This window comes from Paenibacillus sp. OK060 (genome assembly GCF_900101205.1).
Classification (GTDB): domain Bacteria; phylum Bacillota; class Bacilli; order Paenibacillales; family Paenibacillaceae; genus Paenibacillus; species Paenibacillus marchantiae.
In genome coordinates this window covers 491,165-516,944 of the sequence record NZ_FNFR01000005.1, presented here as the reverse complement: position 1 = coordinate 516,944, position 25,780 = coordinate 491,165, and the positions used below count along the sequence as shown (strand labels likewise).

The following is a 25,780-nucleotide window of genomic DNA, read 5'->3' as shown; positions in this document are numbered from 1 at the left end:
CCTGCAACATCACTGTGTTCGTGATGGGCAGGTTTCTTTTGTGAATTATGTTTTGGAGATTCTGGATGAGATTAGATTAAGATCAGACGATGCCCAAACGCATCCGATATGAGAATAGAACTTGTCTCGATTCACCGGCAAATATACGAGTAGCCAGCTGTCTAAATTCGTCTGCTACCTCAAGTAGATCAGTCGCTCCGAGTTTCACTGCCGTTTGCAGGCCGCCTTGGCTTAGTGCCAGATTGACGTATCGGTCGGCATCGAATGTTTCCCGATGATGAAACACAATTTCACGCGAGTAACGGAACAAGCCGGACTGCTGAATCTGCTGCAAATGTCCGTCTTTACTCCATTTATGTGCTTGATTCTCCTGGGGAGCCAGACTGGCAGCTCGATGATCTGCCTCCGTATTCAAATGCAGATAGGCTTGTTCCAGCTGCCAATCGACCACTGGTGGCCAGTCACAGTCGTAGGCAGCAAATATGCCTCCTGGACGCAGTACACGCGCAAATTCGCGCAGTGTGGACTGGGGCTCCATCCAGTGGAACGACTGTGAGCAGGTCACGATATCCACACTGCCATCAGGTAGTACCAGTTCGTGGGACAGGCCGGAGACAAAGCGAAGATGGTCCGGTTTGCCTGCGGCTTCCCATTTGGACTCTGCGACAGCTCTCATATCATCGCTTGGTTCGACGCCAATAACACGTTCTGCCTCATTTAGCCAAATCCATGACGATAAGCCCGTACCACAGCCAACATCTGCGACCAAGCGAGGTTTGCTGCCCAAATAATTCGTCAGAATATCTACGACCTCGGTGGGCGCAGCGGGCCGGTTCTGGTCATATAACGTACCGAAACCTTTGAATCGTTCCACATTGTTACGTCTAATGTCTTGCATGGACAAACCTCCTTCAGGAAATGGATAGATAGCAAAAAAGTAAAAGAATCAACAGATGATCAGAGCTACATTATATCATTCATTTTCCAACCTGTTGTTAACGACCTGTTGTAAATGTTCTACCGCTTTGATATGTCGCCTAAGCAGTTCCTGTCCAACGTGTGCAGGCTTGATTACGGTCAGGTCAGATCCAAACGACATCAGGAAGGAGTACAGCCATTCTCCCTCATTGAGTTCAAGGGCAACGCGCAGCCTGCCGTCGGGCTCTTTTTCAACGCGTGATGGTTCAAAAAAATCATACACCCTATACGCAATAGAGTTGGAGAACGACAGTTCCAGAGCGATTTGGTTGATAGAGACTTGTGTCTCATTTTCCGTTGATCCGATGTTCATGTTGTTTCGGGGAACCCTAGGCAGAAATTTCAGCTGGGTAATGCGTTTCATTTTGAACGTCTGAAATTCGTTTCGGTCGTGCTCGTCGTGAATGTACCCCTTGAAATACCAAGTACTGTTCTTGAACAAAAGTTTGAGAGGTTCAACCGTCGGAACACTCTTCTCTCCATCCGAATTGACATAGTGAAACGTAATCCATTGATTCGTGAAGATCGCCTGCTTGACCTGATTGAACAGCTCCCTCTCCTGCAGTGGAATGCTGCCCCATGGTGAAAAGTCGAACTCGATCCAATCCAGCTTGTGATCAAACAGGGCGGTTAAACGTTTGAGCATATGGGCAGTGTTAAGGTGAGGGATGGCGCTGACGCTATATAATCCAAGCAAAATTTCATTCTGATCATCTTCGGACAACAGGGATTTGTCCATGACAAAGTTGTCCATGAGATGGATGCCGCCATGCTTTCCGGTTGTCGTGTATACGGGAATACCCGCCGCACTCAGTCTGTCGATATCACGGTACACCGTGCGCACGGATATCTCGAACAAACGCGCGAGCTCGGGGGCGGTAGCTTTCTTTTTCTCCAATAACAGCAATAGCATTCTGAATAATCGGTTATTTTCCATGCCGACATTATACCATGACAATAGGTGTCAGGGTATGGGTGGTACACTGGATGTATAGTGTTAGGAAGATCAAGAAGGAGGAATTGATGATGTCGATGAAAGAAGGATTTTTCTGGGGTGGCGCTACGGCTGCCAATCAGTTTGAAGGTGGATGGGACAAGGGTGGTAAAGGCCCAAGTACTTCCGATATGATGACAGGTGGAACGCACACGACACCACGGCGGATTACGCCTGTACTGGAAGAGGGTACGTATTATCCGAGCCATGAAGCGGTTGATTTTTATGGTCATTACAAAGAGGATATTGCCCTGATGGCTGAAATGGGCTTCAAAATGTTCCGCATGTCCATTAACTGGTCCAGAATCTACCCGAACGGTTATGATCTGGAGCCAAACGAAGAGGGATTGCAGTTCTATGACAACGTCTTTGCCGAGTTGAAAAAGTACAACATTGAACCGCTCGTGACCATTTCTCACTACGAGACACCATTTGGTTTGACCCAGAAATATAACGGCTGGGCTTCGCGCGAAGTGATTGATTGTTATATCCGATATTGTACAACCCTGTTTAACCGATACAAAGATCAGGTGAAATACTGGCTGACCTTCAACGAGATCAACTGTCTGACAATGCCAATGGGGGCTTATATGGCTGCAGGTATCCTGTTTGAAGGCAAAGAGACATTGATCGATGGCGTTGATGATCCACAGACCCGCTTCCAGGCGCTGCATCACCAATTTGTTGCAAGTGCAAAAGCAGTGAAGCTGGGACATGAAATCAATCCTGATTTCCAAATCGGCTGTATGGTCGCTTTCATGACAACATATCCGAATACATGCAATCCGGACGATATTTTGCTCGCGCAGAAGAAGGACCAGCTGTCCAACATGATCTGTGGAGACGTACAGGTTCGTGGAGCGTACCCTGGATTCGCCAAACGTTTCTTCGCCGAAGAAGGCATCCAGATCGAGATGCAGCCGGAAGATGCACAGACTCTGCGTGAAGGCTGCGTGGACTTCTATTCCTTTAGCTATTACATGTCCTTGGTCGAGAGTGCGGATGAGTCGTTGGATAGAGCAGAGGGAAATCTGCTGGGCGGCATCAAAAATCCGTATCTGGAAGCTTCCGACTGGGGCTGGCAGATCGATCCGAAAGGATTACGTTACACCCTGAACCACCTGTATGATCGTTACCAAATTCCATTGATGGTTGTGGAGAACGGGCTGGGTGCAGTGGATGTAGTGGAGGAAGATGGCTCTATTCAAGATGACTATCGGATTGATTATTTGAGAGGTCACATTGAACAAATGAAAGAAGCGGTTGCCGATGGTGTGGAGCTTATCGCTTACACGATGTGGGGATGTATCGACTTGGTTAGCGCATCCACAGGCGAGATGAAGAAGCGTTATGGCTTCATTCATGTGAACAAGGACAATGATGGCAATGGTGATCTGAGCAGAACACCGAAGAAGAGCTTCCACTGGTACAAAAAAGTCATTGAATCCAATGGCGAGGAGCTCTAAGTTGCCACTGTAAAATAGATTCATAATGACGTAAAAGAACCTCACTGGTGCTGGATGCACCCGTGAGGTTCTTTGCGTTTGGTTTGTTTTCAAGCATGGGTTGGATCATTGCATGGTGATCGAAAAAGCCTAAGCGAGAGACTTGGACTGTAACAGGGAAAGGCGTTCCAGATGTCGCTGATAGAACCATATGCATACGGCAAGCCAGCATCCACTCAGAAAGTACCCACCCACTACATCACTGGGATAGTGTACTCCCAGATAAATTCGGCTCATTCCAATCGTCAGGATAAAGATTGCGCTCACGATAATCATGAGTACGCGTCCAGTCGCTGTCGGTACATGCTTCCAGATCAGGAAGGCCAAGCCGCCATACAAGCTGAACGCTGCCATCGAATGGCCACTTGGGAAGCTGTAACCACTCACCTCAATAATCCGGTTAATCGTAGGTCTGGCGCGCTGGAATACCAGCTTAATCAATGCATTTAGCAAAGTCGAGCCCGCAATAACACAGGCCAGGAAGAGCAGTTCGCGTTTGTGCCTGAGGTAGATATACAGCACAAGCATGGCGAGAATGGTAATGACAACCACAGGCACTTCGCTGCCAATCCAGGTAAAGAGCTGCATGAACCGTGTCATTCCGGGTGATTCCATGCCCTGAATCCAGCCAATCAAGGTATCATCAAAGGTGTGAATCTGATTGTCGCTGATGGACAGGGCGATACTTACAAATGCAATGAGGCATCCCGCTGCAACGAGCAGCGGGATGGAGATATTCTTTTTCCAATTCTGATTCAAGTGACGGTTTCCTCCAAGGTGTCTGAATTCTAATGATGCTCAATACAATATTCGTATTATGCTATAATCTTACAATAAATATCGCTTCAAACAAAATGTGAACGATCACAAGATGGGTGTTGCAATCTGAGCCGGGGGTGAAAGGATGAAGCGCTTAGTATGGTTTGCATTGATTTTGTTGTTGGTTGGATTGGGTTACACAGTATTCCCTGGGGAAAAAGCTTATGCTTGCAGCTGTGTAGAATCGAATGCTCAAGAGAAACTGAAGACGTCCACATCGGTTTTTACAGGTAAAGTGGTGAAAAGGGGTGGGACGCAAATATTCAGCCCTGACCGATTGAGAGCATATACCTTTGAAGTGGATACCGCATGGAAGGGTGTTTCTTCTAAACGAATGACTGTCATGGGTAATGATGCCGGTTCGGAATCTTGTGGGATTCAATTGGAGAAGAACCAATCCTATCTGATCTTTGCTTATAAGAATAAAATGGACGATAAGTTGCATACGAATCTTTGCAGTGGCAATGTTTCCATTGATCAAGCTGGAGACGCGTTAAAGCTGCTGGGAGCAGGAAAAATAGTGAGTCAGGATGATTTTGAAAAAATCGATCAAGGACGAAGTTGGTCATTTTATCTCATCATATATGGTGGGGTTATTCTATTGCTTGTATTGGTAAGTGGCTGGATCTGGAGAAGGAAGAAGCGCGCGTGATGTTAGGATCTGAATTAAGGGAGAATGGCAGTACGGCAACGGAAGAGAAAAGAAAATCCCCGTGTGGAACGTTGAGGTAAACGCGTTCCATGCGGGGATTTTATACATTTTGTCGGATAATCGTACCGATTCAATTAGTTTAACTGGAGCATATATTCATAAGCCGTGATACCGAATACTCGTTTAAAGTGTCTGTTCAGATGAGTCAGGTCGACAAAACCACATTCGGCTACAGCGGAGTAAACATCCTTATGCGTTTCAATGGACTGTCTGGCACGCTCCACCTTACAATTCAGAAAAAACTGATAAGGCGATATGCCGGCATGGGACTTGAACTCGCGGATAAATTGAAACTTGGACATGTTGAATTCCGCACTCAGGTCGTCCAGTTTCAGAACATCTTCAATACTGCAAAACATCATTTCTTTCGCTTTTCGAACCAGATTGTCCTGAGGTCGCCACAACTTGGTGTCCATTTCCGATTGCGAGAGTAATTGCAACAGGCCCAAGAGCAGTTCACTGCATCTCGCTTCATCCTGTCCGTTTTGAACAGCATCATTCATCATCAGGATGCTTCGTGCAAGCACAGGGTCATAGACGATGGGGCTATTAAAACGCAATTCCTTTTTCCCTAGAACCTCTTCGACCAAATCCGGCTTCAGATATAGCATGACATAGTCTATGCCGGCTTTGTCATAGGAACTTCCATCGTGGGACTGTTCCCGGTTGAATAACATCACGCCGTTTTTGTGGGAGGCCTGATAATGTCCGTCCAGATGGTATTGCTGAATACCGCGAAGCGTTACTCCTACTGCATATTCCTCGTGGCAATGCTTTTTATAGGTGAAATCCGTAAAGCTGGCGGATAAAGCCAGTACGTCCTGTGATTTCTTATAGTTAAACAATTCCATGCTGCACACACCTCCCGCGCGTTAGATGATTCCCGATACCATAATGGCTGAGTATAACAAAAAAAGGGCCATTAGGATACTCACTGCTTTTTGATGACGATTGAGTAAGGTTCTGAAGATGGAGCCAAACACGGCCCAACTGGAATAGGCCAAGAAGCCGATGATGGTAATAATGATCACGAACAGAAACGTTGACATGGTGCTATCGTAGTACGGCAGAACATAACTGGGAATGACAGTGAACGTGAACAGAACCACTTTTGGATTCACAAACTGCATGATTAAACCGTTTAGAAACCCCGTAACTTGCTTCGATGCCGTCTCGGTGGAACCCATTTTATAGACTTGATAAGCCAGATATATCATATAGACACTACCCACGATCTGCATCACATGGAGAATGCCAGGCAATATCTCAGCGAGAAGATGATTAAGAAGAGCAGAAGCAGCTAGTAATAAGCCAAATGCAACGGTGGCACCCCACACATACTCCATCGTTTTCCGGGGACCAACCTGCCCGACGGAAGTGAGAATCACAATATTGCTGGGGCCAGGTGTAAAGGTAACGACAATACAATAGATGAAAAAAGATGTAAGATTCATAGGGCCTCCCCAAGTTGTAGTTACATGATCATACTCCGGGGAGGCTTTGGCTTATAGTACATTATTGCAGCAGAATGCACATGAGTGGAAAAAAATCATAACTTTCCAGCTAATAGAAACGTCATAGAAGTAACTACTCTGATATCGAGGTGATTAAATGAAAGCTGTAAGTAAGTTGCTGTTCCTATGTATGATACCTCTTTTATTGTCTGCCTGCTTAAAAAATGGGGAAGGTAACCAACCGATCAATAATTTGGATCTAAGTCCTCCAGTTGAAATTTCATTTGAAGAGGCGGAAGCTAGGACCCCGTTTGAAATCAAACAACCGTCAGTTCCTTTCCAAGTTACTCAAAAATCAGCAAGGATTTTAGATACCAATGGTACATTTGAAGCAGTAGAAATCACGTATGCCAATACCGATGAAGGATTGAACCTGATCACTATGATTACAAACTCAAAGGTTGATACACCTCCGAATGGGAAGAAAGGTCAAAAATTATCTAATGGTTCGCAAACGTGGGACCAAGGAGACGGACATATAAGTGCCATCTATTGGAGAAACGAGGGTTTAACGTACTCTCTTATTTCAGGAAAAAATAACAATCTTGAACCGTTATACGATTATCAAACATTAGTTGAAATAGCAAATACATTAAAATGAAGCATAAGGCAGTTCTCTTTTAGATTGAAAATAACACCAAAAGACTCAACTTCACTGTATGTAGAGAGGAAGTTGAGTCTTTTGGTTACTATATTAAAGTACCTGTTCAATGAATAAAGACTGAAAGGTTAATTTACATTAAGGCATCCAGAAAACGAGTTGCGATGCCGAAATAGATAAACAACGACAATATATCATTCAACGTTGTGATTAATGGGCCGGAGGCGACCGCAGGGTCTACTTTGAAACGACTGAGCAGAAGAGGAATACAAGTACCGGTCAATGTTCCGATAACCAGGGTGAAGAATAGTGATACTCCAATAATCGCTCCGAGCAGCCAGTCACCTTGCCAGAAATAGGCGATGACCGTGATCAGCAAACCGCATACAAGTCCAATCATGGTGCCTACTTTAATCTCTCGGCCAATAAGCGCGAGCACTGTGGCCTTGTCCAGCTTTCGTCCAATCAAGCCACGTACAACCACTGCAAGGGATTGTGTACCCGTATTCCCCGTCATACCGGCTATCATGGGCATGAAGAACGCCAGTGCCACAACCTGATTCAGTGTGTCTTCGAAAAAATCCACGATGCTGCCCGAGATCAGTCCGATAAATAACAATAAAATCAGCCAAGGAAGGCGACGTCTGACGGCAACCAATGGTTTGGTATCAAAATCGATATCTTTACTGCCGCCACCCATCTTGGCGATGTCTTCACTGGCTTCGTCCATAATAATATCAATAACATCGTCCATTTGGATAACACCGCATAATCTGCGGTTCTCATCCACGACAGGCAGAGCCATAAACTCATAACGCTGCAACAGTTGTGCGGCCTCTTCCTGGTCCATATCGACTGTTGCATGGATGACACGCCGAGTCATCAGCTCTTCCACTTTGGTGTTGTCATCTGCCTGAGCAAGGGATTGATAACTCACGACTCCAACTAGTTTGCCTTCATCGTCGGTGACGTACAGATAACTGGTTGCAGGAATGTGCAGCATTGCCTGCGATTCTCTCAGTGCTTCCTTTGCGGTTTCATGCGATAACAGGGTACGGTAACGATCGGTCATGATACGTCCCGCCGTCTCCGGTGGATAGTTCAGCACGGAGCGGATAATGGCTGAATGGTCGAGATTCATATTGGACAGCAGTTCTTCTCTGCGTTGGAGGGGCAGATCATGCATGAAGCGAATCAGATCACTTTTGTCCATTTGCTGCATGACTTCAAGAGTGCGCTCCGGGCCTAACTGTTCGAATAGATGCACCTGTTCGTGAAGCATGAGCGCTTCTGCCATGTCGGCGAGCACGTCCGGTTTGAATAAGAGCAAGAAGCGTTTCGTCTCTTGTTCAGGGAACTTTTTATATACCAGAGAAAGGTCGTAGGGATGAAGTTCTTTGGCCCATTTGTAAAATTCGGTCAGGTTTTGGGTTTGCACGAATTGCACAAGGAGCTCCGTAATTTCTTCAACCGAAAAATCTTTTTTGGGATGGGATCGATTCATATGTAGTCTCCTTTCTATATGGGTTCAACTAATGAATATTTACACTGGCACTCCGATGACAGAACAACCTTCCGATCGCTGTTATCCCCAGATTTTTTTGATTCCTTTCTGAAAAAGGGGAAATCCGGGGATAAAGGCGAACGCTTCGCTTCTTCAGGTTATTTCTGTCCTCTCCGTTATTGTGTAAATGTTTGGTTGAACATATTTCAACTCCGTATTCTTAAACGAAATGGAATGAAAGTTAAACAGTGACCACGGGAAATGCATATTGTAATCTTGCTAAAACATTCGATATGGGCTTACAAATGGATGCGGCCGGGATATACTTGTTGTAGAAAACCCGATGAGGAGGAGACATGTGGAATCGGTTGTAAGAACACAATTGTTATCTCTGGTTGAACCGGAATATCAGAAATTCTCGGCTGCGCTCATTCCGAATATCACGAATCTGTTAGGTGTGAGACTGCCTGAAATACGCAAGATGGCGAAACAAATCGTCAAAGAGGACTGGCGTGTCTATCTGAAAAACGCTGATGATGATTATTTTGAAGAAGTGATGCTGCAAGCGATGGTCATCGGTCATGCCCAAGCAGATATGGAGGAACTCCTGCAGCATATTGCCTGGTTTGTTCCCAAAATAGATAACTGGTCTGTATGCGACAGCTTCTGCGGTGGTTTGAAATATACAAAGGCACATCTGGATCAAGTGTGGCAGTTCTTGCAGCCCTATCTGGTATCCAACCAGGAATACGACATTCGCTTCGGGGTTGTAATGCTGTTGAACTTTTATATGGAAGAAAAATATATCAGCAGAGTGCTTGCTTCATTAGATACCATTCATCACGAAGGGTACTATGTGAAAATGGCAGTGGCCTGGGCAATTTCCATCGCTTATGTGAAACAGCCTGAAGCGACGCTGCGTTATTTGCAGGACAATACCTTGGACGACTTTACGTATAATAAGGCTCTTCAGAAAATAACGGAGTCCTATCGTGTTGATTCCGAGACAAAGCAGATGATCCGCAGCATGAGACGGAAAGCGATAAAACGGATTCGTGTGTAGTATGTGTGCATAACGAGAAAAGAAACCAGATATAAAACCTACGAGGGGAAAGGACGATTGACGTATGAGAAAGAGCATCATGTGGACCAAAATGGAGTTAGACGGTCGTCCGTGGGTATTGCTTGCCACCGAAAAAGGGCTATGCCGGGTCATCATGCCCAATGAAACGCTGGAAGATTGGAGTAGTTGGATTGGCCGAATTGCTCCTAGAGTGGAGCTCGAAGAGAATCAAGCAGCGTTGAAGCATACGGGAATGATGGATTGGCTGCAATCCTATTTTGCCGGAGACAAGGTGGCTTTTACAGACGAAATTCCACTTGATTTGATCGGAACGACATTCCAACAGCAGGTATGGACGGAGTTGGGGAATGTTCCTTATGGTGAGACAAGAACCTATGGCGACATTGCTTCTGCGGTGGGAAGACCTTCAGCGGTGCGAGCTGTTGGGGCAGCCAATGGAGCCAACCCCATTCCGGTGCTGCTGCCGTGTCATCGCATTATCGGTGCCAACCGCAAGCTGACCGGTTTTCGCGGAGGACTGGAGATGAAGCGAAGACTGCTGGATATTGAACAGATTGAAGGCGTGACGGATGGCGGCCATGCGCGGTTTAATTTCTGATCATCCTATTTTCATATAAAAAAGAAGCGTGAACTATTAGCTAAGTACTTCGCTTGGTTCTAAATATGTACAGGCACTTCCCTAGTGCCTGTTTTTTTGCATTCTCTAATGGTAGAAGAATGGAAGATGAACGGAAATATTGCGAAAGTAAAGTTTTTGTCTTCCTTCTGGGTTCACGCCGCTATTTTCGCATATACCACATTTTGGGTTATGATGGACGTGTATTACTAGGAAGGCAGAGTCACAGTTCGTTTATGAAATGGATGATCAGGTTATCAGGACTGCACTTGCATACCACCAAGGAAAGGGAAATCGAAGCGAAGAAATGAACAATAATAAAAATACAATTTATTTAAAAATGAGTATTGTGTTGATCGTTGCTACCATAGGTTGTCTACTTGTTGTTCACTACTTGCGTACCAAAACAAACACGAACATGTATCAATTTTTAACGTGGGACATTTTTTTGGCATGGGTTCCATTCATCATTTCATCAACGATTAGTTATGTAAGCAATAGGAAACTTACAAGAACGAGCATCGCACTAGTCGGGGTGATGTGTGCATGCTGGCTGTTCTTTCTACCGAATTCGGCATATCTTTTCACAGAAATTTTGCATGCATTCAGATACTTTGATCCTCAAGGGGAAACTAAATTCTGGGTTAATATTGATTTTTGGTATAGCCTTACCCTAGCGTTTGTCGTAGCCATACTTGGTTTACTTCTGTCCATTTGCTCCATACATCAAGTCCACAAATTGTTAAATAAACGATTAAACCAACTTAGTAGCATGGTAATTGTAGGCGTTATTTTACTTCTGAGCAGTTTAGGGGTATACATCGGGAGATTTAATCGGTGGAATAGTTGGGATGTCCTGAAGCAGCCTGACCTCATTTTGAAGGATATCATGACTGATTTAAGTGCGGGCAACAGCATTTTGGTTGAATTTGTGGCTATGGTATTTGTGATTCAAGTTTTGGGATATATTACACTTCGTATACTAATGGGGAAGTCCAATAATATCTAGACGATAATCGTATGGAACACCAACGTTTTAACTATTTTTGCTGAATGAGGTCCTATGGTACCATTGACCACAGATGAATCGGTACTCGATGCTCGATAGACCGAGTGGAAAGAGGGAGTGACTATGTTGAAGCAGGAATACTGGTTAACCAACGTATCATTGGAGCAAAGTTATGTAATGGAAGACGGGCAGGTAACTGGCACCCGGACGAGCCTTGGTCATCTGCGGATTGAAGATGGAGTCATTTCAGCCATCGTGGATGGGGATACGGAATTAACAAGCGAGTTGCCAAAAGTAGATGGTAAAGGATTACTGCTGTTGCCTTCGTTCGAGGAAGCCCATATTCATTTGGATAAAACGTATTATGATGCACCATGGAAAGCGGTTCGACGCATCTCCAGCATTTTCGAACGTATCGAAGAAGAGAAAGTGTTGCTGCCCAAGCTATTACCCGATGCGAAGCGTCAGGCGGAGAGCATTCTGAGCCTGATTCAGGGATATGGGTCTACCCATGTGCGCAGTCATTGCAATATTGAACCGGTCAGCGGGTTGAAACGGCTGGAAGCGACAAAGCAGGCATTGGAGACATTTTCGGGCAAAATATCCTCTGAAATCGTCGCTTTCCCGCAGCATGGACTTCTCCGCTCTAATTCGGTTGAGCTCATGCGTCAAGCCATGGCAGAAGGGGCCACTCATGTAGGTGGACTGGATCCTCACACCGTGGACGAGCATATCGAGAAATCGCTTAACGCAATGGTCGAACTGGCTGTTCAATATCAGGCAGGCATCGATATTCATTTGCATGATTCTGGAGAACCGGGTAAACAAACGTTGCTGCAATTGGCTGATCTGACCGAAGAAGCAGGACTTCAGGGTAAAGTTACCGTAAGTCATGCGTTCTGGTTCGCCCGTGCGGAGCAGCAAGAAACGGAAGATATGGCGAAGCGAATGGCCTCCCTTGGTATGAGTGTTGCTTCGACCGTGCCTATCGGTAAAATGATGATGCCACTTCCGATGCTCCATAAACATGGAGTGAACGTGAAGCTGGCGACAGACAGTTTGACGGATCATTGGTCTCCATTTGGGAATGGAGATCAACTGGAGAAAGCCGGCCGTTTTGCCGAATTGTACGGGTATAACGATGAACGCTCCTTGGCTCAGTCTCTTGCATTTGTCACAAGTGGTATCACTCCACTGGATTCAGAGGGACAACAGGTATGGCCGAAGGTAGGGGATACAGCTAGTTTTGTACTGGTAGAAGCAAGTTGCTCGGCAGAGGCGGTTGCCAGAAGGTCTGCGCGACAAGCGGTATGGTTTGAAGGAAGACTGGTAAGTGGATCGGTAGAATAGAGCATACTGGAATGGATGGACCACGGGAAACCGTGGTTTTTTGTTCTGGACCTGTAAGGAAAGAACCGCTAATCAGCAGGTGGAAAAAGAGGAAGTTACTGTTCGCATATACCGCTTTTTGGGTTATTATGGACGTAGTTATCATTTAATTTACTATTTAAGTTGAGGAGTGGAACCTGATGATCAGAGAGGCCGAAGCAAGGGATGTCGAGGTTATTGAAAGGTTGTACAAAGAATTATTACCGAACAACCTGAATACGAAGGTACTGGCAGAGCGGATAGAAGAAGTAAGGGATAATCCCAACAGTTTCTTATTTGTTTACGAAGTCGGTGATCAGGTTATTGGGACTGCGCATTTACATATTTGTCTGGATGCTTTGGTGGAAAATAGACCGTTTGGCGTGGTTGAGCGGGTTATCATTACGGAACATGTGCAGAGCAAGGGATATGGATCTGAACTTATGAAGTATATAGAGGATGTTTGCATACAGAAAAATTGTATAAAAGTGTTTCTCACCAGCGGTTCATCCAGGTACGAAGCACACGGCTTCTACACGAAGTTAGGGTACGATGGGGAATCCAGCAAGGCTTTTAAGAAATATTTATAAAACAGCTCAAGCTTGATCGTATATTTGTATCCTTTAATTTTCTGAATTGATGGGAGGATATATAGATGAAAGACATGAACTACTATGAAACTTTTATTACAGTAGCAGAAGATTGCCCTGTTAAAGTGGCAGAGATCCCCAAAGCCAAAAACGGCGTCAAAACCGTTCCAGTTATACAATATGAAATGATTACAAACCACCCTTATCAATATACGCAAGAGGATGTCATGTTTGAAGTGTTCGCGCAGCGCAATCATATACCCGACGAACAAAGATCCATAGAGAGAACCAAGTTTTTCTCTAAGGGACAACCCTGTCTTCGTACTTCTTCGTTGGGTAAGCGTTACGGTTGGGGTATTCATCATAATTCACAAGGAAAAGTGGCGATCTACGCCGTTGAATCCGAAGCATATAAAGAGTTCTTAAACGATAGTAGTTTAAAACATGTAAAGGCGATGCGTTCGAGCCGTCAATAGCTCTATTTGTTGGAGCACCAATGCTAAGCAGACAGAATTTAAAAGAGAACTATAGGGAGGCAGTATGATAGTAGACCTCACTCCAGTAACATTGGCAGAGAAAAGTATGTTATCGAATCTGTATCAACTGTACCATTATGATTTCAGCGAATATACAAGCGAGGATATCAATCAAGAAGGTAAATACGATGTGAATATTGACTTCATTTGGGAAGGGGATAACAGGTGGAGGCCATATTTCATTACGATTTCTGGCACTATAGCAGGTTTTGTTATTGTGCTTCTTGAAAATTTAGATACCGATCCAGATCCTACACATGTAATCTATGATTTTATGATCCTGAAGAAGTTTAGAAGAAGTGGAGTTGGATATGCTGCTGCGATGCAGACATTGAGTTATACAAAGCCAATTGGGCACTTGCTCAGATGGAGAGTAACACTCCTGCAATAGCGTTTTGGCGAAAGGTGTTAAAAGATTTTACAAACGATCATTATACGGAAACATTCAGAGATGATACCAGAAAGTATATTCAGACATTTAGTACAAAGGAATAAAAACAAACATAGGTCAAGGAGAAAAAATGAAAATTCGTTCTGTCTCACTAGCTATTTTGAGGAAAGAAGATCGCATTTTGGTTCAGGAAATTAACTTCCCGGATATTTCAACTACTTTCTACAGACCTATTGGTGGAACGATAGAGTTTGGTGAGAACAGTAAGAAAACTCTGATCAGGGAGCTCAAGGAAGAGTTGGATCAAGAGATCGAAGAGCCCCGATTAATTTCCGTTATTGAAAATATTTTTGGAGTAGAAGATGAATTAGGTCATGAAATTGATTTTATCTATGAAGCATCATTTATAGATAAATCTCAATACAATCAGGAAGAATTTGTTGGATTAGAAGGCTCTATCCCCTATAAAGCATGTTGGAAACCAATCACTTATTTTTCAACAACAATGGATGATGTAAAGCTAGTTCCTGATGGACCGTTCATTCAAAGGAATACGTTTGAAGAGAAGAACGGGATTATTCGTTACTACATAAAGAAAGATTAGCGTTGTACGCGTATGACAATATCCTGGTCATGATTGCCGAACCCGGAACCATAAAGTGTTAATCCCCCGACGTTAGCCCCCTCCTCGTCAACTGTGAAACGAAGCGTCCAGAATGGCTGCTCCAGTTTGATATCCTCGATCGTCACGTCCGACATCCGCTCTCCATCCATATACGTACCCGAGTCATCAACACGAATCGTCTTTAATAATCCATATTGATTCACATTGCGATGCCACCATGTTGGTGTATATTTGCCTCGGGCAGCTCTTCCGAAGTCAGCGGGGCTTGTCCACGTTCCAAGCGAAATGCCGTTAAACGTAAATCGGATATCCGATGGCCAATGATCTCTTAAACCCGGGGCTTCAGAAGCCAGTTCCACTGAAATTTCAATGGCGTTAGCAGTCTGATCGGGAAGCATATAGTTAGGCGTTTTGTATTCGACATAACCTCTTCCAAACCAAAGGATGGCAGCGTGAACCCGCTCAGGATCAAGAAAGTAGCGTGGGTCGTCCCAAACACCAATTTCTTTCTCGTGTGTTCCAAGTCCACAGGTAGGATGGATTTCAAATGCAGTATAGTGCCCCACTGAAATTGTCTGCTCTCTAATTCTTGCTGTCCGGCTGGGGGATGGTAGTTCGATCTCAATGTTATTTTGTTTGAGGAAACACAATTTGTGCGTGCCTCCATTCAGGCGTATCCTACGGCTATCAATCAGTCCGGCTTGCTCAAGCTTTCGTATGTGCATCGTGACGATGGAGGGGCTAAGTTCTAACGCAGCCGCAATATCCTTGACATTCATTTCGCTATCTGCAATCAAATCCATGATCCTCCATCTAACCTCGCTTGCCAGCGCTTCGTATAATGGTATGAATTTTGGATCTCCGTTCGCTTTGATCATCTTTAACAATCTCCTAACCAGATCTATTGAAATCATATATATATTAATTTAATGAATTTAACTGGACTCTTCAACTCTAATGCATTGAAAGTATGTTTGCGATAGTGTTTAATTTTTTTATCTACTTATGAAGTTGGATTCTTAAATATATGAATTATAGAAAAAGAGGTGGCTCAAATGAAATACAATAATCCGGTTATTAAAGGATTCTATCCTGATCCGAGCATCTGCAAGGTGGATGACACTTATTATCTGGTGTGCAGTTCTTTTCAGTATTTTCCGGGTGTCCCGCTTTTTGAAAGCAAAGATTTATTGAATTGGACCCAAATCGGTCATTGTTTAACTCGAAAAAGCCAGATTCGTCTGGAGACGGTGGGCAGCTCTGGAGGTGTATTCGCCCCTACAATTCGATACAACAATGGGCGATTCTTTATGACCACGACGAACGACACGACGCGTCAGAATTTCTACATATGGACTGACGATATATACGGGGAGTGGTCAGAACCGATTATTGTGGATCAAGGGGGAATCGATCCGGATTTGTATTTTGAAGATGGTAAGGCTTTCTTTATGAGCAACGGGACCGATGATGAAGGGATTGGGGGAATCATTCAGTGTGAAATTGACATTGAAACAGGTCGCAAAAAGACTCCAAGCCGTTCAATATGGCAAGGATCAGGCGGACGTTATCTGGAAAGCCCACATTTGTATAAAATCAATGGATACTATTACCTCATGGCATCTGAGGGCGGAACCGAATACGGTCATATGGTCACGTATGCGCGGGGAGATTCTCCTTCGGGTCCTTTCGAACCCTATGCCAAGAATCCTGTTCTGACCAACCGTAATCTGGGCGGTTACGAACTACAAGGGGTTGGCCATGGTGACCTGATCCAGGACCAGGAAGGGAATTGGTGGATCTTCCATTTGGGATTCCGTCAGAGTGGGCAGTGGCTTACCTATCATCATCTGGGCCGAGAAGTATTCCTTACGCCAGTTAACTTTGATGAGGAAGGCTGGTTTACGGCAGGGCATGAAGGTACGACGCTTATGAGTTTTGACACTGATCGTATTTCCGACATAGTCATTCAACAAGAGAAGAAAAGCTATACGTTCGAGAACACGGATTGGAATCTGGACTGGTGTTATCTTCGTCATCCCAATACAGAAAATTATTTGTTAGAGCAAAGCAACTTAAAGTTAAAAGGAACCGAAGTGACACTGGATGTTCCAGCATCCCCGACATTCATTGGCCTACGCCAAAAAGACTTTGATGCGACCATCTCTGTTGACGTTAGTCTTACGAATGGCGAGGCAGGCATCACCATCTATATGGATGAACAGCACCATTATGACTTGGCCATTCGCAAAGAGCAGAGCGGGTATAAGGTGATTGAGCGTCTGAATATTGGGGATATCAAATCAGTCGAAAATGAAGTTGAACTGGGAAGTGATCATCATGCCACATTGGTTATACAGGCAAGCCATGAACGTTACAGCTTCCTAATTCATGCAGATGGCAAGGATATCCTCTTAGGTACAGCACAGACGAAATACCTTTCTTCAGAAGTTGCCGGGGGATTTACAGGGGTGCTCATTGGTCTATACGCGAGCGGAGAAGGTTCTGTAGCTGAGTTTTCTAAATTTAAGTGTGATTATATCTGAAAAGGTAAGGGAGGGACTTTTGTTCCTTCTCTTTTTTTTGAATTCTTGTGTTTTCTCAAACAAAAGTGTAGTAGCACTTGTTTATGTATTATATAGCCGTAGCAAAGAATGAGTTGTATGCTGAGAATCAAATATAGATAACAACATATTTGGATAACCACCAAGAAGTAAGTTGTAGTAGAGAGGGAGAAGGCAATGAGTGATAAGACTTCATATTCGTTAGTAGCAGCGAATCAAACTAGCTATGCCAAGTATTTTGCGACGTATAGAAAGAATATCTGGTTTAGACCGAGCTGGGCATCCCTTCAAGAAATGATGTTAGACGCAAGTGATTGTTATTGGATCTATCAAGATAATCAACGAGTGGGAGGGATTTCTTTGACAAGTAATGAACTTGGTTCTTTCTTTATGATCCCTCCATCCACGTTGACTGTAGATATGGTTCATTTCTTAAAGAATTATGCCATTCAAAATTCAGGGGGTCAGTCAAAGGTAGATGCATACAATGTTCTGGCTGAACATATTGATGTGTTGAAGTCGGCTGGTTTCGAAGTGTTAAACACAAGAAAATGTATGATTAGACCTACGGAGAAGAATGAAAATGACCTGCATACTGATTTTATTTCTATTAAACCCAAATTGGAGCATTTGCCAAGCATTGTTCAAGTCATGAACGAATCATATCGTGGAGGAATGGATGAGGGAAATCTGGATACATATCGGGATGACGTGAGTTATTATTTTGAACATAACCGTCAGGATGAGCTATTGAATGCATCATCGGTTTTAGTAGATAAAAAGACAAACGAGGTTGTTGGATTTTGTTTGATTTCGATGTGGGAGGATATACCTCTTGTGTATGATATAGCAGTTAAGCCGTGCTATAGTAATCAGGGTTTGGGAAGATATATGTTATCCAAGGCGATTTCTCATCTGGAAGGTTTCTCTCCAAGCATTCGTTTGTTCGTTACATTAGGAAATAAGGCTGACTATTTATATACCAGATTAGGTTTTCTTTCAGGAGAGGAAACATCTCACTTGGTTTATAGAGTCGTGTAGAGAAATGATGATAGAAACTATACTTAATGAAATCGAAGGGAGGACTACATGGAAGATCAATGGAGAATTGCAACGTATGATGCTACCTGGAGGCAAATGTTTCTCGAAACCGGGATGAGATTAAGAGAGGCGTTGGGTGAAAAGTCTGTGCGGATTGACCATGTCGGATCAACTTCCATCGTCGGAATGGACGCCAAACCGATCATAGATATACAAATTTCCGTATCCAATTACGAAGAATTACCTAACTACAAACAGGAAATCGAAGCGGCCGGCTTCGTATTTAGAGAAGAAAATCCCGATAAAACCAAGCGATATTTTCGTGAAGTGCCCGGAAGCAGGAGAACACATGTACATGTAAGACAAGCAGGGAGTTTCTCTGAGCAGATGAACTTGCTTTTTAGAGATTATTTGAGGCAACATCCAGAGGATCGATTGAAGTATGCAGAAGAGAAGCATCGGCTTATGGCATTATACAAGGACCAGCGTCCAAAATACGTGGAAGGCAAAGGACCGATGGTGTGGAGCATATTAGAGAAAGCTCATCTATGGTCCCAAGAAATCGGGTGGCAGCCGGGAGAATCTGACGCATAGGAACATTCATTGTATATGGATAACCTTATGGGAGTGGTGATATGAACATTGGAAGAAAGCTCCTGACGACCGTTCTAACCATCATTAGTTTTACTTTAATTGCAAGTATCATATCCATGAATGAATCCTACAGCTTTGATTTCTATATTCTTGTTTATCTTGTATATGCGACTCCCCTGATCACATTGATCGGGCTACCGTTATCTTTATTGCTGGACTATCTGTTGAGCAGAATTCAGTTCGTTAATCATGCCTTGTATCTAAGTCTGAGAATACTGGGTTACGCATGTGCTGGAGTCTTAGGTATGTATATCTATTATTTACTCATGAGCGCTGGAGAAGAAATTTTAAATTTTAAAGAGTCGTTAGTTTTGACTTTATTTGGCGTTCTAGCTGCTATACTATTTGTGTTGATCGATGTGGGATTGGAAGGTTTGTTAACGGTGCGAAAACGGAAGAAGGAGTCATAACAATTGCTGATTTAATATTATTTTTCAGGAGGAATATAAGATGCCAACCCACTGTGCACTTCTTGTTATCGATGTTCAGGTAGCTATGTTCGATGAATCAGATCCCGTATATCAGGGGGACGTATTGCTTCAGAAAATACAACACGTCATTTCCAAGGCTCGGGAAAAAGGTCACTCCGTTATCTACATTCAGCATAGTGAAGGAGCAGGCAGTCCCCTTGAGCGTGGAACGGCAGGTTGGGCGATTCATCCGTCCATTGCGCCGATCACTGGTGACCTTATTATTGAAAAGCTTACACCGGATTCGTTTCACGAAACAGATCTGAACATGAAATTACAAGAAAACGAAGTGAAGGATCTTATTCTGACTGGCATGCAGACGGAAATATGCGTGGATACGACTTGTCGCAGAGCAAGTAGCCTTGGCTATGCACTAACCTTGGTTCGTGATGCTCACAGCACATGGAATTCCAACATTCTTCAAGCTGAGCAAATTATAGAACATCACAATTCGGTTCTGGGTATGTTTGCGAATGTGGTGGATACCGAAAATGTAATGAATGGATGAGATGAATTGACGTTTAATAAAAGAATATTTAATCTTTCGGCTTGGCTTGCTGTATTAGGTTTGATCTTTATTCCAGGAACAGCCTACACGGAGGGGACTTTACGAACAGAGTATGGTTTTCCATTGCGGTTTTTTACTGATTATCATTATAAGAAACCTGATGATACGATCTGGTTCCTTTCCAATGTTTATGTGAATGCTCTTCTTTATCTGTTTAATGTCCTGTTTATATACGCTGGAATTCATGTTTTACTCTATGTAAAGAAGAGAATGACGAAGCCAAAAGAGTAGGGAGCTGCGACGATCGCGGCTCTTTTTTTTCCATATCATGGGTTATGATAGAAGGCTTATGATAATTGAGGTATACAGCCAGCTAGCGGAATGAAAGTAGGGATCGTTGCAGAAATGCTGACGATCCTTTTTGTATACCTTTGCGGACGGTAGAGAACAGGGGAATTATATTAGACTAATAATATCCCATTAAGCTTCATGTCCACGTTTTGAGCTGGCCGCCCATAAAATTTTGAAATTGTAATTATTTTCTTATTGTATATACATGTAACTTATGGTAAATTTGCAAAGCTATTTTTATGTATATTTTTAAATAAGAGGGATTTTTAATTATGAAGAAAAGCACTTTGTTCGTAGGTTTGTCGGCATTATCCTTGGTAGCAGCTGTCACGCTTGCATCTGCAGCACCAACAAATAATGTAGGGGACTCATCAGCAACTACTGCATCTGCACAAGGCGAAGGAATCATTACCCCAATGGCAGTTGATAATGAGATTGTGAATTCACAGATTTCCGGAAGTAGCTACACGAAGAGTTTTAATATCCAAGCAAATTATGGATGGGTCAAAGTTTGGGTTCAAAATACATCTAAGGAAACCCTAACTGTCCGAGTTACTCAAAGTACTCTGTCTGGTACTCAAAAAATGTTATTATCTGTAGCTCCTGGTGTAACTTGGTCTGAATATGGAACAAAACCATGGGCAACAGGTACCCACTGGGTTAGCATCAGCACTAAAAACAGTGGCAACATGTCAGGATTGCTTTCTGTTAAACTTGCAAATACGAAGGAAGAGCTTTAATACGAAATAAAATAGAAATCTTAGGCTGCAAACTGAATTCGGTATTTACCGGCGTCAGATGTTGTTTTCAACTAGCAGGCTGTCAAAAAAGGATCGTTGCAGATATGCTGACGATCCTTTTTTTGTATACCTTTAGGGACGATAGAGAAATGTAAAATTATATTAGAGTGATGATGCCTCTTTAAGTTATGGGGCAGGATAGTTGAAATATATGGTAATATTACATTGAGAATAAATTGCTCGGGTAAACAAGGGTATCATCTCTTTTATGTAAAGGAGAGGAGTATGGTTATGGTTAGTAAAGAAATAAGGGGCATAATTGAAAATTATCTTGAAGCATACAATTCATTTGAAATTGAAAGAATGGTCGAACTCTTACATAATGACATAATATTCAGTAATATTTCCAATGGAGAAACTACAACGGAGACCAGAGGAATACAAGCATTTAGGGAGTTGGCAGAACAGTCGTCAACGATGTTCTCTAGCCGTCGCCAGACAATTACCGATTACAGTGTTATAAATGACAAAGTAGAGGTAGGAATCGATTATGAAGGTATTCTTGCCGTAGATTTTCCTAATGGATTAAAGAGTGGGGATAAGCTGCAATTAAAAGGAAAGACAACATTCGAGATTAAGGAAGGAAAAATTTCTTTAATTGAAGATTACAGTTGAATACACTACACGTTTTTTAAGCTAACGGGTAACGTCAGTTCAAATGAGTATGGAGCAGCCGGCAGATAAGTAAGCGTAATGATTTACCCGTTTAGGAACCCCGATCAGCGCTGTGATTACGTAATGGATGCATAAGTTTCTAAAAGTTTTTGGAAGCATGACATTGGATTTTGGAAAACACCTTGAACATTCGGACAAAACTTTTGCCAATATGGAACTGATCAAAATACTTAAAAAGCATGATATATAAATTGAACTAAACATTTACACGAGAACGTAGAGGGCAGAAATAACCTGAAGAAGCGGAGCGTTCGCCTTTATCCCCGGATTTTCCCCTTTGAAAAAGGGATTCCAAAAAATCTGGGGATAACAGCGATCGGAAGGTTGTTCTGTCATCGGAGTGGCAAGTGTAAATATTTTTTAGTTCAATTATATAGAAAAGGAGAATAGCTAAATGGAATCTTTCTTTCGTTATAACTGGATCGTGCGTGAGCAATGGTTTCAGTGGTGTGAGGATGTACCGCTGGAAGAGCTGCTTCGACCTCGGACGGGGGGAGTAGGCAATATTTTGCAAACGTTTTTTCATATCATCGATGTAGAGTGGAGCTGGCTCCAAGTATTGCAGGGCAAACCGGATGGTATGGAGAATTTTGATAATTATAAAACACTGGAAGCCGTACGACAATTCGACCGCAAGCTGCGACCTGATGTGGAGGCATTTGTTCTATCCTGGGACCCCAGCATGGAAAAGAGACCTTGCATTGATCCCGAATTGGATAGCACCGTCGCCAAGGAATCGTGGGGAGAAGTGATGCGACACGTGATTGCTCATGAGATTCACCATATGGGGCAGTTATCGGTATGGTCCAGAGAACTGGACAAGAAGCCTGTGTCTGCCAATTTCATTGGTAAAGGATTTATTACACCTGATAACTAGATTAGAAAAGGAGACACTATGATTCATTGCAGAGAAGCTAGAATTGGGGATGGAGAGGGGATTAGCCAATTATCCCATCAACTGGGTTACACCAGTACAACAGAAGAGATCATCGAAAGGTTGAATCGACTAGGCTCAATGACTGATCATTATGTTTGCGTAGCTGAGATCGATTCCCTTGTTGTGGGTTGGGGGCACGTACAGGGAAGATATTCTATCGAAAGTGTACCTTTTGCTGAAATTGGTGGCTTGGTTGTCGATGAGCATCATAGAGGTGCGGGAATTGGTAAAAAGATCATGAGCGAATGTGAGAAGTGGGCACGGATGAACGGGTTTAACAAGATTCGCGTGCGATCAAGCGGTAAAAGGGAAGCGGCGCATCGGTTCTATATTGCCATCGGATATAATGAGAAGAAGTGGCAGAAGGTTTTTGATAAATCATTATAAAGATCTATGGAGTATCGAATGCCGTTATTTCTAATTTCACAGAGAAGGGTAGGGAAATATGAGTATAACGCTGGAAAGTATCCGCTGGGTCGAGTTGAGCGAAGAAATTCGCTGCCTGCTTGAAAAACCATACAAAATGCTTCCCCTCTCACCAGGCTTGGAAGCAGACGTTGTGAAGATAGAATGTACAGATCACAATTATGTGTTAAAGATATGGAACAAGGACTCCAAACCCAATATTCGCAACCAGTATGAGCTATTATCTGAACTATATGAGAGTGGAATACAAGTCTCCCAACCGTATGGTTGGGGCATGGATGTGGATTCTAATCAAGTCCTGTTAACGAGTTATGACGGGGAGCCTATAGCCAAGTTAAGCAAAACCAAGCTGGAGCAATTGGCTCAAAAGTTAATTCAAGTCCATGGTTATGATGTAAAGGATACAGGTAACGCGGCTGCAAATTACATACCACAATATGATTTCGTTGGATATTTTTTTCCCTCCATTGAACTGCATGAGGATATGCATCAGATTCTGACGACCCTTCTTCAACGGACTGAGTTGAGGCAAGATCATTTGATCCATGGTGATTATAACTTGGGAAATGTTCTGGAGGCAGGTGATCAATATGCGATCATCGATTGGACAAATGGTCAGCGTGGTGATCCCAGATACGATATGGCGTGGTCCATTTTTTTGATGACGATCTATACGGGGGAACGAAACGGTAAGATGTACAGTGCTCTATTCAAGAGTCTGACGGAATACACACCAGACGATGCGGAGATTTTTGAAGCGATGGCTTGTTTGCGCTGGATTCTATTAAAGCGAGTGTCTAATGTTCCTCTGGGGCCGGGTGTGATGCAGCGGATTAAAAAGATTATTGGCAATAATTCATATTTAAATGATGAACTGCTGTAGTAGTGTCCTAAACTATCCTTCACTGCATACCTATGGTATAGAGGAGCGTGATGGGTATGGAACAGAAGGTGCAAACCTATTTTGAACTGAAACAGCAGCAAAAAGAAATTGAACAACGTCTATCTGTGTTACGAGATGAGATTGTCGGGTATTGTGAGGAGCAGGGTGTCTATGAGACGCAAGTTGGCGGATACGCTGTGAAAACGGTGCTTCAGCACCGCAAGGAATATAATGATCAGAAGCTGTACGCGTCCCTTCCCGATCCGGACATCTGGCGACTGCTGTCCAAGGTGGACAGTCATAAGCTGAAAAGCCTGATCAAGCTGAACATACTCACTGAGGAGCAGATTAGTCCAGCTTGTACGGTGAAGCCGGTAACAATATTACAGGTGGACAAGTTGTAACCCTTTGCACGCCATTATATATTAACCATTCTATATCGTTATCACAAAGCACCTTCCAAGGCATATTGCTCTGCTGCAATCATCGACGGAATACGGAGGTGTTTTTGTTTTTGCGTGGAAGCAAAAGCTGGCCTTTGTATTCGATCAGCAGCTCAGCCAAAGAAGCCGTTCTGGAGTAACATTAAGGAGAGCAATCATGGGCTCCTTGTCATTCGCTCATATTTGCAAATGCTCCCCGAGGAGCTGATTAAACCGGTCACGAGGTGACCGGTTTTTTTGTTGTATGCAAAGTTGTGTGCCAATTTCAGCTATGCGTTTTAAGTCATTTGTAAGCATAGGCCTGATTCCGTGCCTTAATGAAAGTAAGCGAATTGCTTTGAACCGTTATGCGAGTAGTTTATATGTTATAATTTGTAATTAATTCATATGCCATCTTTGATTAGGAGGGGAGAATGAAGATTTTCCCATCCTTGTCCATATTCAAGGGAATGAAGATCAGGAAGAGACAGTATATCTTCATAAGTTGTAGACCGATGAGTTGAGGAGATGGACTATGAGGAAAAAAATCATTTCGATCGTGCTTGCCATCTGGGTATTGATGATTGTGATCAGTGTGGTTCTTCTGTTACTGCCCAGAACGATCCATCTTGATGGTGTGGGTGTAAAGTATCGGCTGGGGGGAGAAGACAACAGGGAGCCAGAGCAAACGGTTCATATCAAGATGGATGGCAAGCGTTATCTAACGACCTCGGGTGATTACATATTCAAAGGAACCATTGATATTGAAGGTGAGCCTTTCCCTGTACCCGAAGATCAAAAGATGCTCAAAATTCGTTTTCATAAAGGATACGGATCGATGGAGTACATCATTTTTGAAAATGGGAAAACGGATATCTTCTTATACGGAACACTATTTGTTGATCGTGCATTCAGCAAACTCACCATCGCCATTTCCGAGGAGGATTCGAACGAAGAGCAGAACAGTAAAAGCTGGAGCGCCGAAGATGGGCTTATGCTCTCGATGCCTGCAACGAATCGTTCCGAAGCTATTCAGCTCTCTAATGAACTGATGGAAACCTATCTCGGGGGCTATACATTAAAATGAGAAACAAAATCATAAACATAAACATAAACATAAACAGGCATGCATTTACGTTGAGGGCCTTCCCCCTTCATGTAAACGACATGCCTGTTTTTTTTATTTATGCTGCAAATCTCTAG

30 protein-coding genes are annotated in these 25,780 nt (G+C 43.4%); 23 read left to right on the top strand and 7 right to left on the bottom strand.

Annotation, left to right across the window (positions count from 1 at the left end; genetic code table 11):
• Positions 1-82: 82 nt before the first annotated feature.
• Both BLS14_RS20925 and BLS14_RS20920 read right to left on the bottom strand, forming a co-directional pair.
• Positions 83-898, bottom strand: coding sequence for a class I SAM-dependent methyltransferase (locus BLS14_RS20925; RefSeq protein ID WP_063565258.1), 816 nt, complete (start codon positions 896-898; stop codon positions 83-85).
• Positions 899-973: 75 nt separating this feature from the next.
• Positions 974-1,936 (bottom strand): helix-turn-helix transcriptional regulator, encoded by a 963-nt coding sequence (locus BLS14_RS20920; RefSeq protein WP_256336620.1) that lies wholly within the window; start codon positions 1,934-1,936, stop codon positions 974-976.
• A 68-nt stretch (positions 1,937-2,004) separates the two neighbouring features.
• Here BLS14_RS20920 and BLS14_RS20915 point away from each other — a divergent pair, with 68 nt between their 5' ends.
• Positions 2,005-3,438 carry a glycoside hydrolase family 1 protein gene (locus BLS14_RS20915; RefSeq protein WP_090953762.1) on the top strand — a complete coding sequence of 478 codons (1,434 nt, stop codon included), beginning with the start codon at positions 2,005-2,007 and terminating at the stop codon, positions 3,436-3,438.
• Between the two features lie 129 nt (positions 3,439-3,567).
• On the opposite strand, the gene BLS14_RS20910 is transcribed toward BLS14_RS20915, so the two are convergent.
• On the bottom strand, positions 3,568-4,236 hold the full coding sequence (locus tag BLS14_RS20910; RefSeq protein WP_090953760.1) for a phosphatase PAP2 family protein: 669 nt from the start codon (positions 4,234-4,236) through the stop codon (positions 3,568-3,570).
• Between the two features lie 145 nt (positions 4,237-4,381).
• On the opposite strand from BLS14_RS20910, the gene BLS14_RS20905 reads away from it, so the two are divergent.
• Positions 4,382-4,948: a hypothetical protein gene (locus BLS14_RS20905; protein ID WP_090953758.1), complete on the top strand. Its 567-nt coding sequence runs from the start codon at positions 4,382-4,384 to the stop codon at positions 4,946-4,948.
• A 134-nt stretch (positions 4,949-5,082) separates the two neighbouring features.
• Here BLS14_RS20905 and BLS14_RS20900 read toward each other — a convergent pair whose 3' ends face one another.
• Together BLS14_RS20900 and BLS14_RS20895 are read right to left on the bottom strand one after the other, a co-directional pair.
• A complete protein-coding gene (locus BLS14_RS20900; protein WP_090953756.1) occupies positions 5,083-5,859 on the bottom strand; it encodes an AraC family transcriptional regulator in 777 nt (258 codons plus the stop codon).
• A 21-nt stretch (positions 5,860-5,880) separates the two neighbouring features.
• Entirely contained in the window at positions 5,881-6,462 is a 582-nt protein-coding gene (locus BLS14_RS20895) for a LysE family translocator (protein WP_063565264.1), read from the bottom strand.
• A gap of 157 nt (positions 6,463-6,619) precedes the next feature.
• Here BLS14_RS20895 and BLS14_RS20890 point away from each other — a divergent pair, with 157 nt between their 5' ends.
• Positions 6,620-7,123, top strand: coding sequence for a hypothetical protein (locus BLS14_RS20890; protein WP_090953753.1), 504 nt, complete (start codon positions 6,620-6,622; stop codon positions 7,121-7,123).
• 133 nt (positions 7,124-7,256) lie between these two features.
• Here the strand turns inward: BLS14_RS20890 and mgtE are convergent, their stop codons facing one another.
• The gene (gene mgtE / locus BLS14_RS20885) at positions 7,257-8,627 is read right to left on the bottom strand and encodes a magnesium transporter (protein ID WP_090953751.1); all 1,371 of its coding nucleotides are present in this window, start codon (positions 8,625-8,627) and stop codon (positions 7,257-7,259) included.
• A 358-nt stretch (positions 8,628-8,985) separates the two neighbouring features.
• Here mgtE and BLS14_RS20880 point away from each other — a divergent pair, with 358 nt between their 5' ends.
• The 8 genes from BLS14_RS20880 (at position 8,986) to BLS14_RS20845 (ending at position 14,825) form a co-directional block, all read left to right on the top strand.
• Positions 8,986-9,690 carry a DNA alkylation repair protein gene (locus tag BLS14_RS20880; protein WP_063565267.1) on the top strand — a complete coding sequence of 235 codons (705 nt, stop codon included), beginning with the start codon at positions 8,986-8,988 and terminating at the stop codon, positions 9,688-9,690.
• A gap of 64 nt (positions 9,691-9,754) precedes the next feature.
• On the top strand, positions 9,755-10,309 hold the full coding sequence (locus BLS14_RS20875; protein ID WP_090953749.1) for a methylated-DNA--[protein]-cysteine S-methyltransferase: 555 nt from the start codon (positions 9,755-9,757) through the stop codon (positions 10,307-10,309).
• A 259-nt stretch (positions 10,310-10,568) separates the two neighbouring features.
• Complete coding sequence (locus BLS14_RS20870; protein WP_083584780.1) at positions 10,569-11,336, top strand: DUF1361 domain-containing protein; 768 nt, start codon at positions 10,569-10,571, stop codon at positions 11,334-11,336.
• Positions 11,337-11,459: 123 nt separating this feature from the next.
• Entirely contained in the window at positions 11,460-12,686 is a 1,227-nt protein-coding gene (locus BLS14_RS20865) for an amidohydrolase (protein WP_090953747.1), read from the top strand.
• A 179-nt stretch (positions 12,687-12,865) separates the two neighbouring features.
• Positions 12,866-13,294, top strand: a complete 429-nt coding sequence (locus BLS14_RS20860; RefSeq protein ID WP_176854655.1) for a GNAT family N-acetyltransferase — start codon at positions 12,866-12,868, stop codon at positions 13,292-13,294.
• Between the two features lie 65 nt (positions 13,295-13,359).
• On the top strand, positions 13,360-13,770 hold the full coding sequence (locus BLS14_RS20855; RefSeq protein WP_090953743.1) for a DUF6157 family protein: 411 nt from the start codon (positions 13,360-13,362) through the stop codon (positions 13,768-13,770).
• A 64-nt stretch (positions 13,771-13,834) separates the two neighbouring features.
• A complete protein-coding gene (locus tag BLS14_RS20850) occupies positions 13,835-14,221 on the top strand; it encodes a GNAT family N-acetyltransferase (RefSeq protein WP_256336619.1) in 387 nt (128 codons plus the stop codon).
• 130 nt (positions 14,222-14,351) lie between these two features.
• Positions 14,352-14,825 carry an NUDIX hydrolase gene (locus BLS14_RS20845; RefSeq protein WP_090953741.1) on the top strand — a complete coding sequence of 158 codons (474 nt, stop codon included), beginning with the start codon at positions 14,352-14,354 and terminating at the stop codon, positions 14,823-14,825.
• Here BLS14_RS20845 and BLS14_RS20840 read toward each other — a convergent pair.
• Positions 14,822-15,724 (bottom strand): ArsR/SmtB family transcription factor, encoded by a 903-nt coding sequence (locus BLS14_RS20840; protein WP_063565274.1) that lies wholly within the window; start codon positions 15,722-15,724, stop codon positions 14,822-14,824. The genes BLS14_RS20845 and BLS14_RS20840 overlap by 4 nt on opposite strands.
• Positions 15,725-15,901: 177 nt before the next feature.
• On the opposite strand from BLS14_RS20840, the gene BLS14_RS20835 reads away from it, so the two are divergent.
• The 12 genes from BLS14_RS20835 to BLS14_RS20775 all read left to right on the top strand — a co-directional run bounded on the left by BLS14_RS20835 (position 15,902) and on the right by BLS14_RS20775 (position 25,664).
• Positions 15,902-17,392, top strand: a complete 1,491-nt coding sequence (locus BLS14_RS20835; RefSeq protein ID WP_090953739.1) for a glycoside hydrolase family 43 protein — start codon at positions 15,902-15,904, stop codon at positions 17,390-17,392.
• 195 nt (positions 17,393-17,587) lie between these two features.
• Entirely contained in the window at positions 17,588-18,451 is an 864-nt protein-coding gene (locus BLS14_RS20830) for a GNAT family N-acetyltransferase (protein ID WP_090953736.1), read from the top strand.
• A 48-nt stretch (positions 18,452-18,499) separates the two neighbouring features.
• Positions 18,500-19,045 (top strand): GrpB family protein, encoded by a 546-nt coding sequence (locus tag BLS14_RS20825; RefSeq protein WP_090953734.1) that lies wholly within the window; start codon positions 18,500-18,502, stop codon positions 19,043-19,045.
• A 41-nt stretch (positions 19,046-19,086) separates the two neighbouring features.
• Entirely contained in the window at positions 19,087-19,515 is a 429-nt protein-coding gene (locus BLS14_RS20820) for a hypothetical protein (RefSeq protein WP_090953732.1), read from the top strand.
• 40 nt (positions 19,516-19,555) lie between these two features.
• On the top strand, positions 19,556-20,083 hold the full coding sequence (locus tag BLS14_RS20815; RefSeq protein ID WP_090809582.1) for a cysteine hydrolase family protein: 528 nt from the start codon (positions 19,556-19,558) through the stop codon (positions 20,081-20,083).
• Between the two features lie 623 nt (positions 20,084-20,706).
• Positions 20,707-21,174, top strand: a complete 468-nt coding sequence (locus tag BLS14_RS20805) for a hypothetical protein (protein ID WP_090953731.1) — start codon at positions 20,707-20,709, stop codon at positions 21,172-21,174.
• Between the two features lie 291 nt (positions 21,175-21,465).
• The gene (locus BLS14_RS20800) at positions 21,466-21,849 is read left to right on the top strand and encodes a nuclear transport factor 2 family protein (RefSeq protein WP_063565500.1); all 384 of its coding nucleotides are present in this window, start codon (positions 21,466-21,468) and stop codon (positions 21,847-21,849) included.
• A 454-nt stretch (positions 21,850-22,303) separates the two neighbouring features.
• Complete coding sequence (locus tag BLS14_RS20795; protein ID WP_090953729.1) at positions 22,304-22,786, top strand: DinB family protein; 483 nt, start codon at positions 22,304-22,306, stop codon at positions 22,784-22,786.
• 18 nt (positions 22,787-22,804) lie between these two features.
• Entirely contained in the window at positions 22,805-23,233 is a 429-nt protein-coding gene (locus tag BLS14_RS20790; RefSeq protein WP_064635944.1) for a GNAT family N-acetyltransferase, read from the top strand.
• 58 nt (positions 23,234-23,291) lie between these two features.
• Entirely contained in the window at positions 23,292-24,155 is an 864-nt protein-coding gene (locus BLS14_RS20785; RefSeq protein ID WP_256336618.1) for an aminoglycoside phosphotransferase family protein, read from the top strand.
• Positions 24,156-24,205: 50 nt separating this feature from the next.
• On the top strand, positions 24,206-24,559 hold the full coding sequence (locus tag BLS14_RS20780; RefSeq protein ID WP_090953727.1) for a hypothetical protein: 354 nt from the start codon (positions 24,206-24,208) through the stop codon (positions 24,557-24,559).
• Positions 24,560-25,112: 553 nt separating this feature from the next.
• Positions 25,113-25,664 (top strand): hypothetical protein, encoded by a 552-nt coding sequence (locus BLS14_RS20775; RefSeq protein ID WP_090953725.1) that lies wholly within the window; start codon positions 25,113-25,115, stop codon positions 25,662-25,664.
• Positions 25,665-25,780: the final 116 nt, after the last annotated feature.

What these genes read in the sequence shown, in the direction of transcription:
- BLS14_RS20925 (WP_063565258.1), bottom strand. Translation starts at nt 898, where the DNA reads ATGCAAGACATTAGACGTAACAATGTGGAACGATTCAAAGGTTTCGGT.
- BLS14_RS20915 (WP_090953762.1), top strand. Translation starts at nt 2,005, where the DNA reads ATGTCGATGAAAGAAGGATTTTTCTGGGGTGGCGCTACGGCTGCCAAT.
- BLS14_RS20905 (WP_090953758.1), top strand. Translation starts at nt 4,382, where the DNA reads ATGAAGCGCTTAGTATGGTTTGCATTGATTTTGTTGTTGGTTGGATTG.
- BLS14_RS20900 (WP_090953756.1), bottom strand. Translation starts at nt 5,859, where the DNA reads ATGGAATTGTTTAACTATAAGAAATCACAGGACGTACTGGCTTTATCC.
- BLS14_RS20895 (WP_063565264.1), bottom strand. Translation starts at nt 6,462, where the DNA reads ATGAATCTTACATCTTTTTTCATCTATTGTATTGTCGTTACCTTTACA.
- BLS14_RS20890 (WP_090953753.1), top strand. Translation starts at nt 6,620, where the DNA reads ATGAAAGCTGTAAGTAAGTTGCTGTTCCTATGTATGATACCTCTTTTA.
- mgtE (WP_090953751.1), bottom strand. Translation starts at nt 8,627, where the DNA reads ATGAATCGATCCCATCCCAAAAAAGATTTTTCGGTTGAAGAAATTACG.
- BLS14_RS20875 (WP_090953749.1), top strand. Translation starts at nt 9,755, where the DNA reads ATGAGAAAGAGCATCATGTGGACCAAAATGGAGTTAGACGGTCGTCCG.
- BLS14_RS20870 (WP_083584780.1), top strand. Translation starts at nt 10,569, where the DNA reads ATGGATGATCAGGTTATCAGGACTGCACTTGCATACCACCAAGGAAAG.
- BLS14_RS20865 (WP_090953747.1), top strand. Translation starts at nt 11,460, where the DNA reads ATGTTGAAGCAGGAATACTGGTTAACCAACGTATCATTGGAGCAAAGT.
- BLS14_RS20860 (WP_176854655.1), top strand. Translation starts at nt 12,866, where the DNA reads ATGATCAGAGAGGCCGAAGCAAGGGATGTCGAGGTTATTGAAAGGTTG.
- BLS14_RS20855 (WP_090953743.1), top strand. Translation starts at nt 13,360, where the DNA reads ATGAAAGACATGAACTACTATGAAACTTTTATTACAGTAGCAGAAGAT.
- BLS14_RS20850 (WP_256336619.1), top strand. Translation starts at nt 13,835, where the DNA reads ATGATAGTAGACCTCACTCCAGTAACATTGGCAGAGAAAAGTATGTTA.
- BLS14_RS20845 (WP_090953741.1), top strand. Translation starts at nt 14,352, where the DNA reads ATGAAAATTCGTTCTGTCTCACTAGCTATTTTGAGGAAAGAAGATCGC.
- BLS14_RS20840 (WP_063565274.1), bottom strand. Translation starts at nt 15,724, where the DNA reads ATGATCAAAGCGAACGGAGATCCAAAATTCATACCATTATACGAAGCG.
- BLS14_RS20835 (WP_090953739.1), top strand. Translation starts at nt 15,902, where the DNA reads ATGAAATACAATAATCCGGTTATTAAAGGATTCTATCCTGATCCGAGC.
- BLS14_RS20830 (WP_090953736.1), top strand. Translation starts at nt 17,588, where the DNA reads ATGAGTGATAAGACTTCATATTCGTTAGTAGCAGCGAATCAAACTAGC.
- BLS14_RS20825 (WP_090953734.1), top strand. Translation starts at nt 18,500, where the DNA reads ATGGAAGATCAATGGAGAATTGCAACGTATGATGCTACCTGGAGGCAA.
- BLS14_RS20820 (WP_090953732.1), top strand. Translation starts at nt 19,087, where the DNA reads ATGAACATTGGAAGAAAGCTCCTGACGACCGTTCTAACCATCATTAGT.
- BLS14_RS20815 (WP_090809582.1), top strand. Translation starts at nt 19,556, where the DNA reads ATGCCAACCCACTGTGCACTTCTTGTTATCGATGTTCAGGTAGCTATG.
- BLS14_RS20805 (WP_090953731.1), top strand. Translation starts at nt 20,707, where the DNA reads ATGAAGAAAAGCACTTTGTTCGTAGGTTTGTCGGCATTATCCTTGGTA.
- BLS14_RS20800 (WP_063565500.1), top strand. Translation starts at nt 21,466, where the DNA reads ATGGTTAGTAAAGAAATAAGGGGCATAATTGAAAATTATCTTGAAGCA.
- BLS14_RS20795 (WP_090953729.1), top strand. Translation starts at nt 22,304, where the DNA reads ATGGAATCTTTCTTTCGTTATAACTGGATCGTGCGTGAGCAATGGTTT.
- BLS14_RS20790 (WP_064635944.1), top strand. Translation starts at nt 22,805, where the DNA reads ATGATTCATTGCAGAGAAGCTAGAATTGGGGATGGAGAGGGGATTAGC.
- BLS14_RS20785 (WP_256336618.1), top strand. Translation starts at nt 23,292, where the DNA reads ATGAGTATAACGCTGGAAAGTATCCGCTGGGTCGAGTTGAGCGAAGAA.
- BLS14_RS20780 (WP_090953727.1), top strand. Translation starts at nt 24,206, where the DNA reads ATGGGTATGGAACAGAAGGTGCAAACCTATTTTGAACTGAAACAGCAG.
- BLS14_RS20775 (WP_090953725.1), top strand. Translation starts at nt 25,113, where the DNA reads ATGAGGAAAAAAATCATTTCGATCGTGCTTGCCATCTGGGTATTGATG.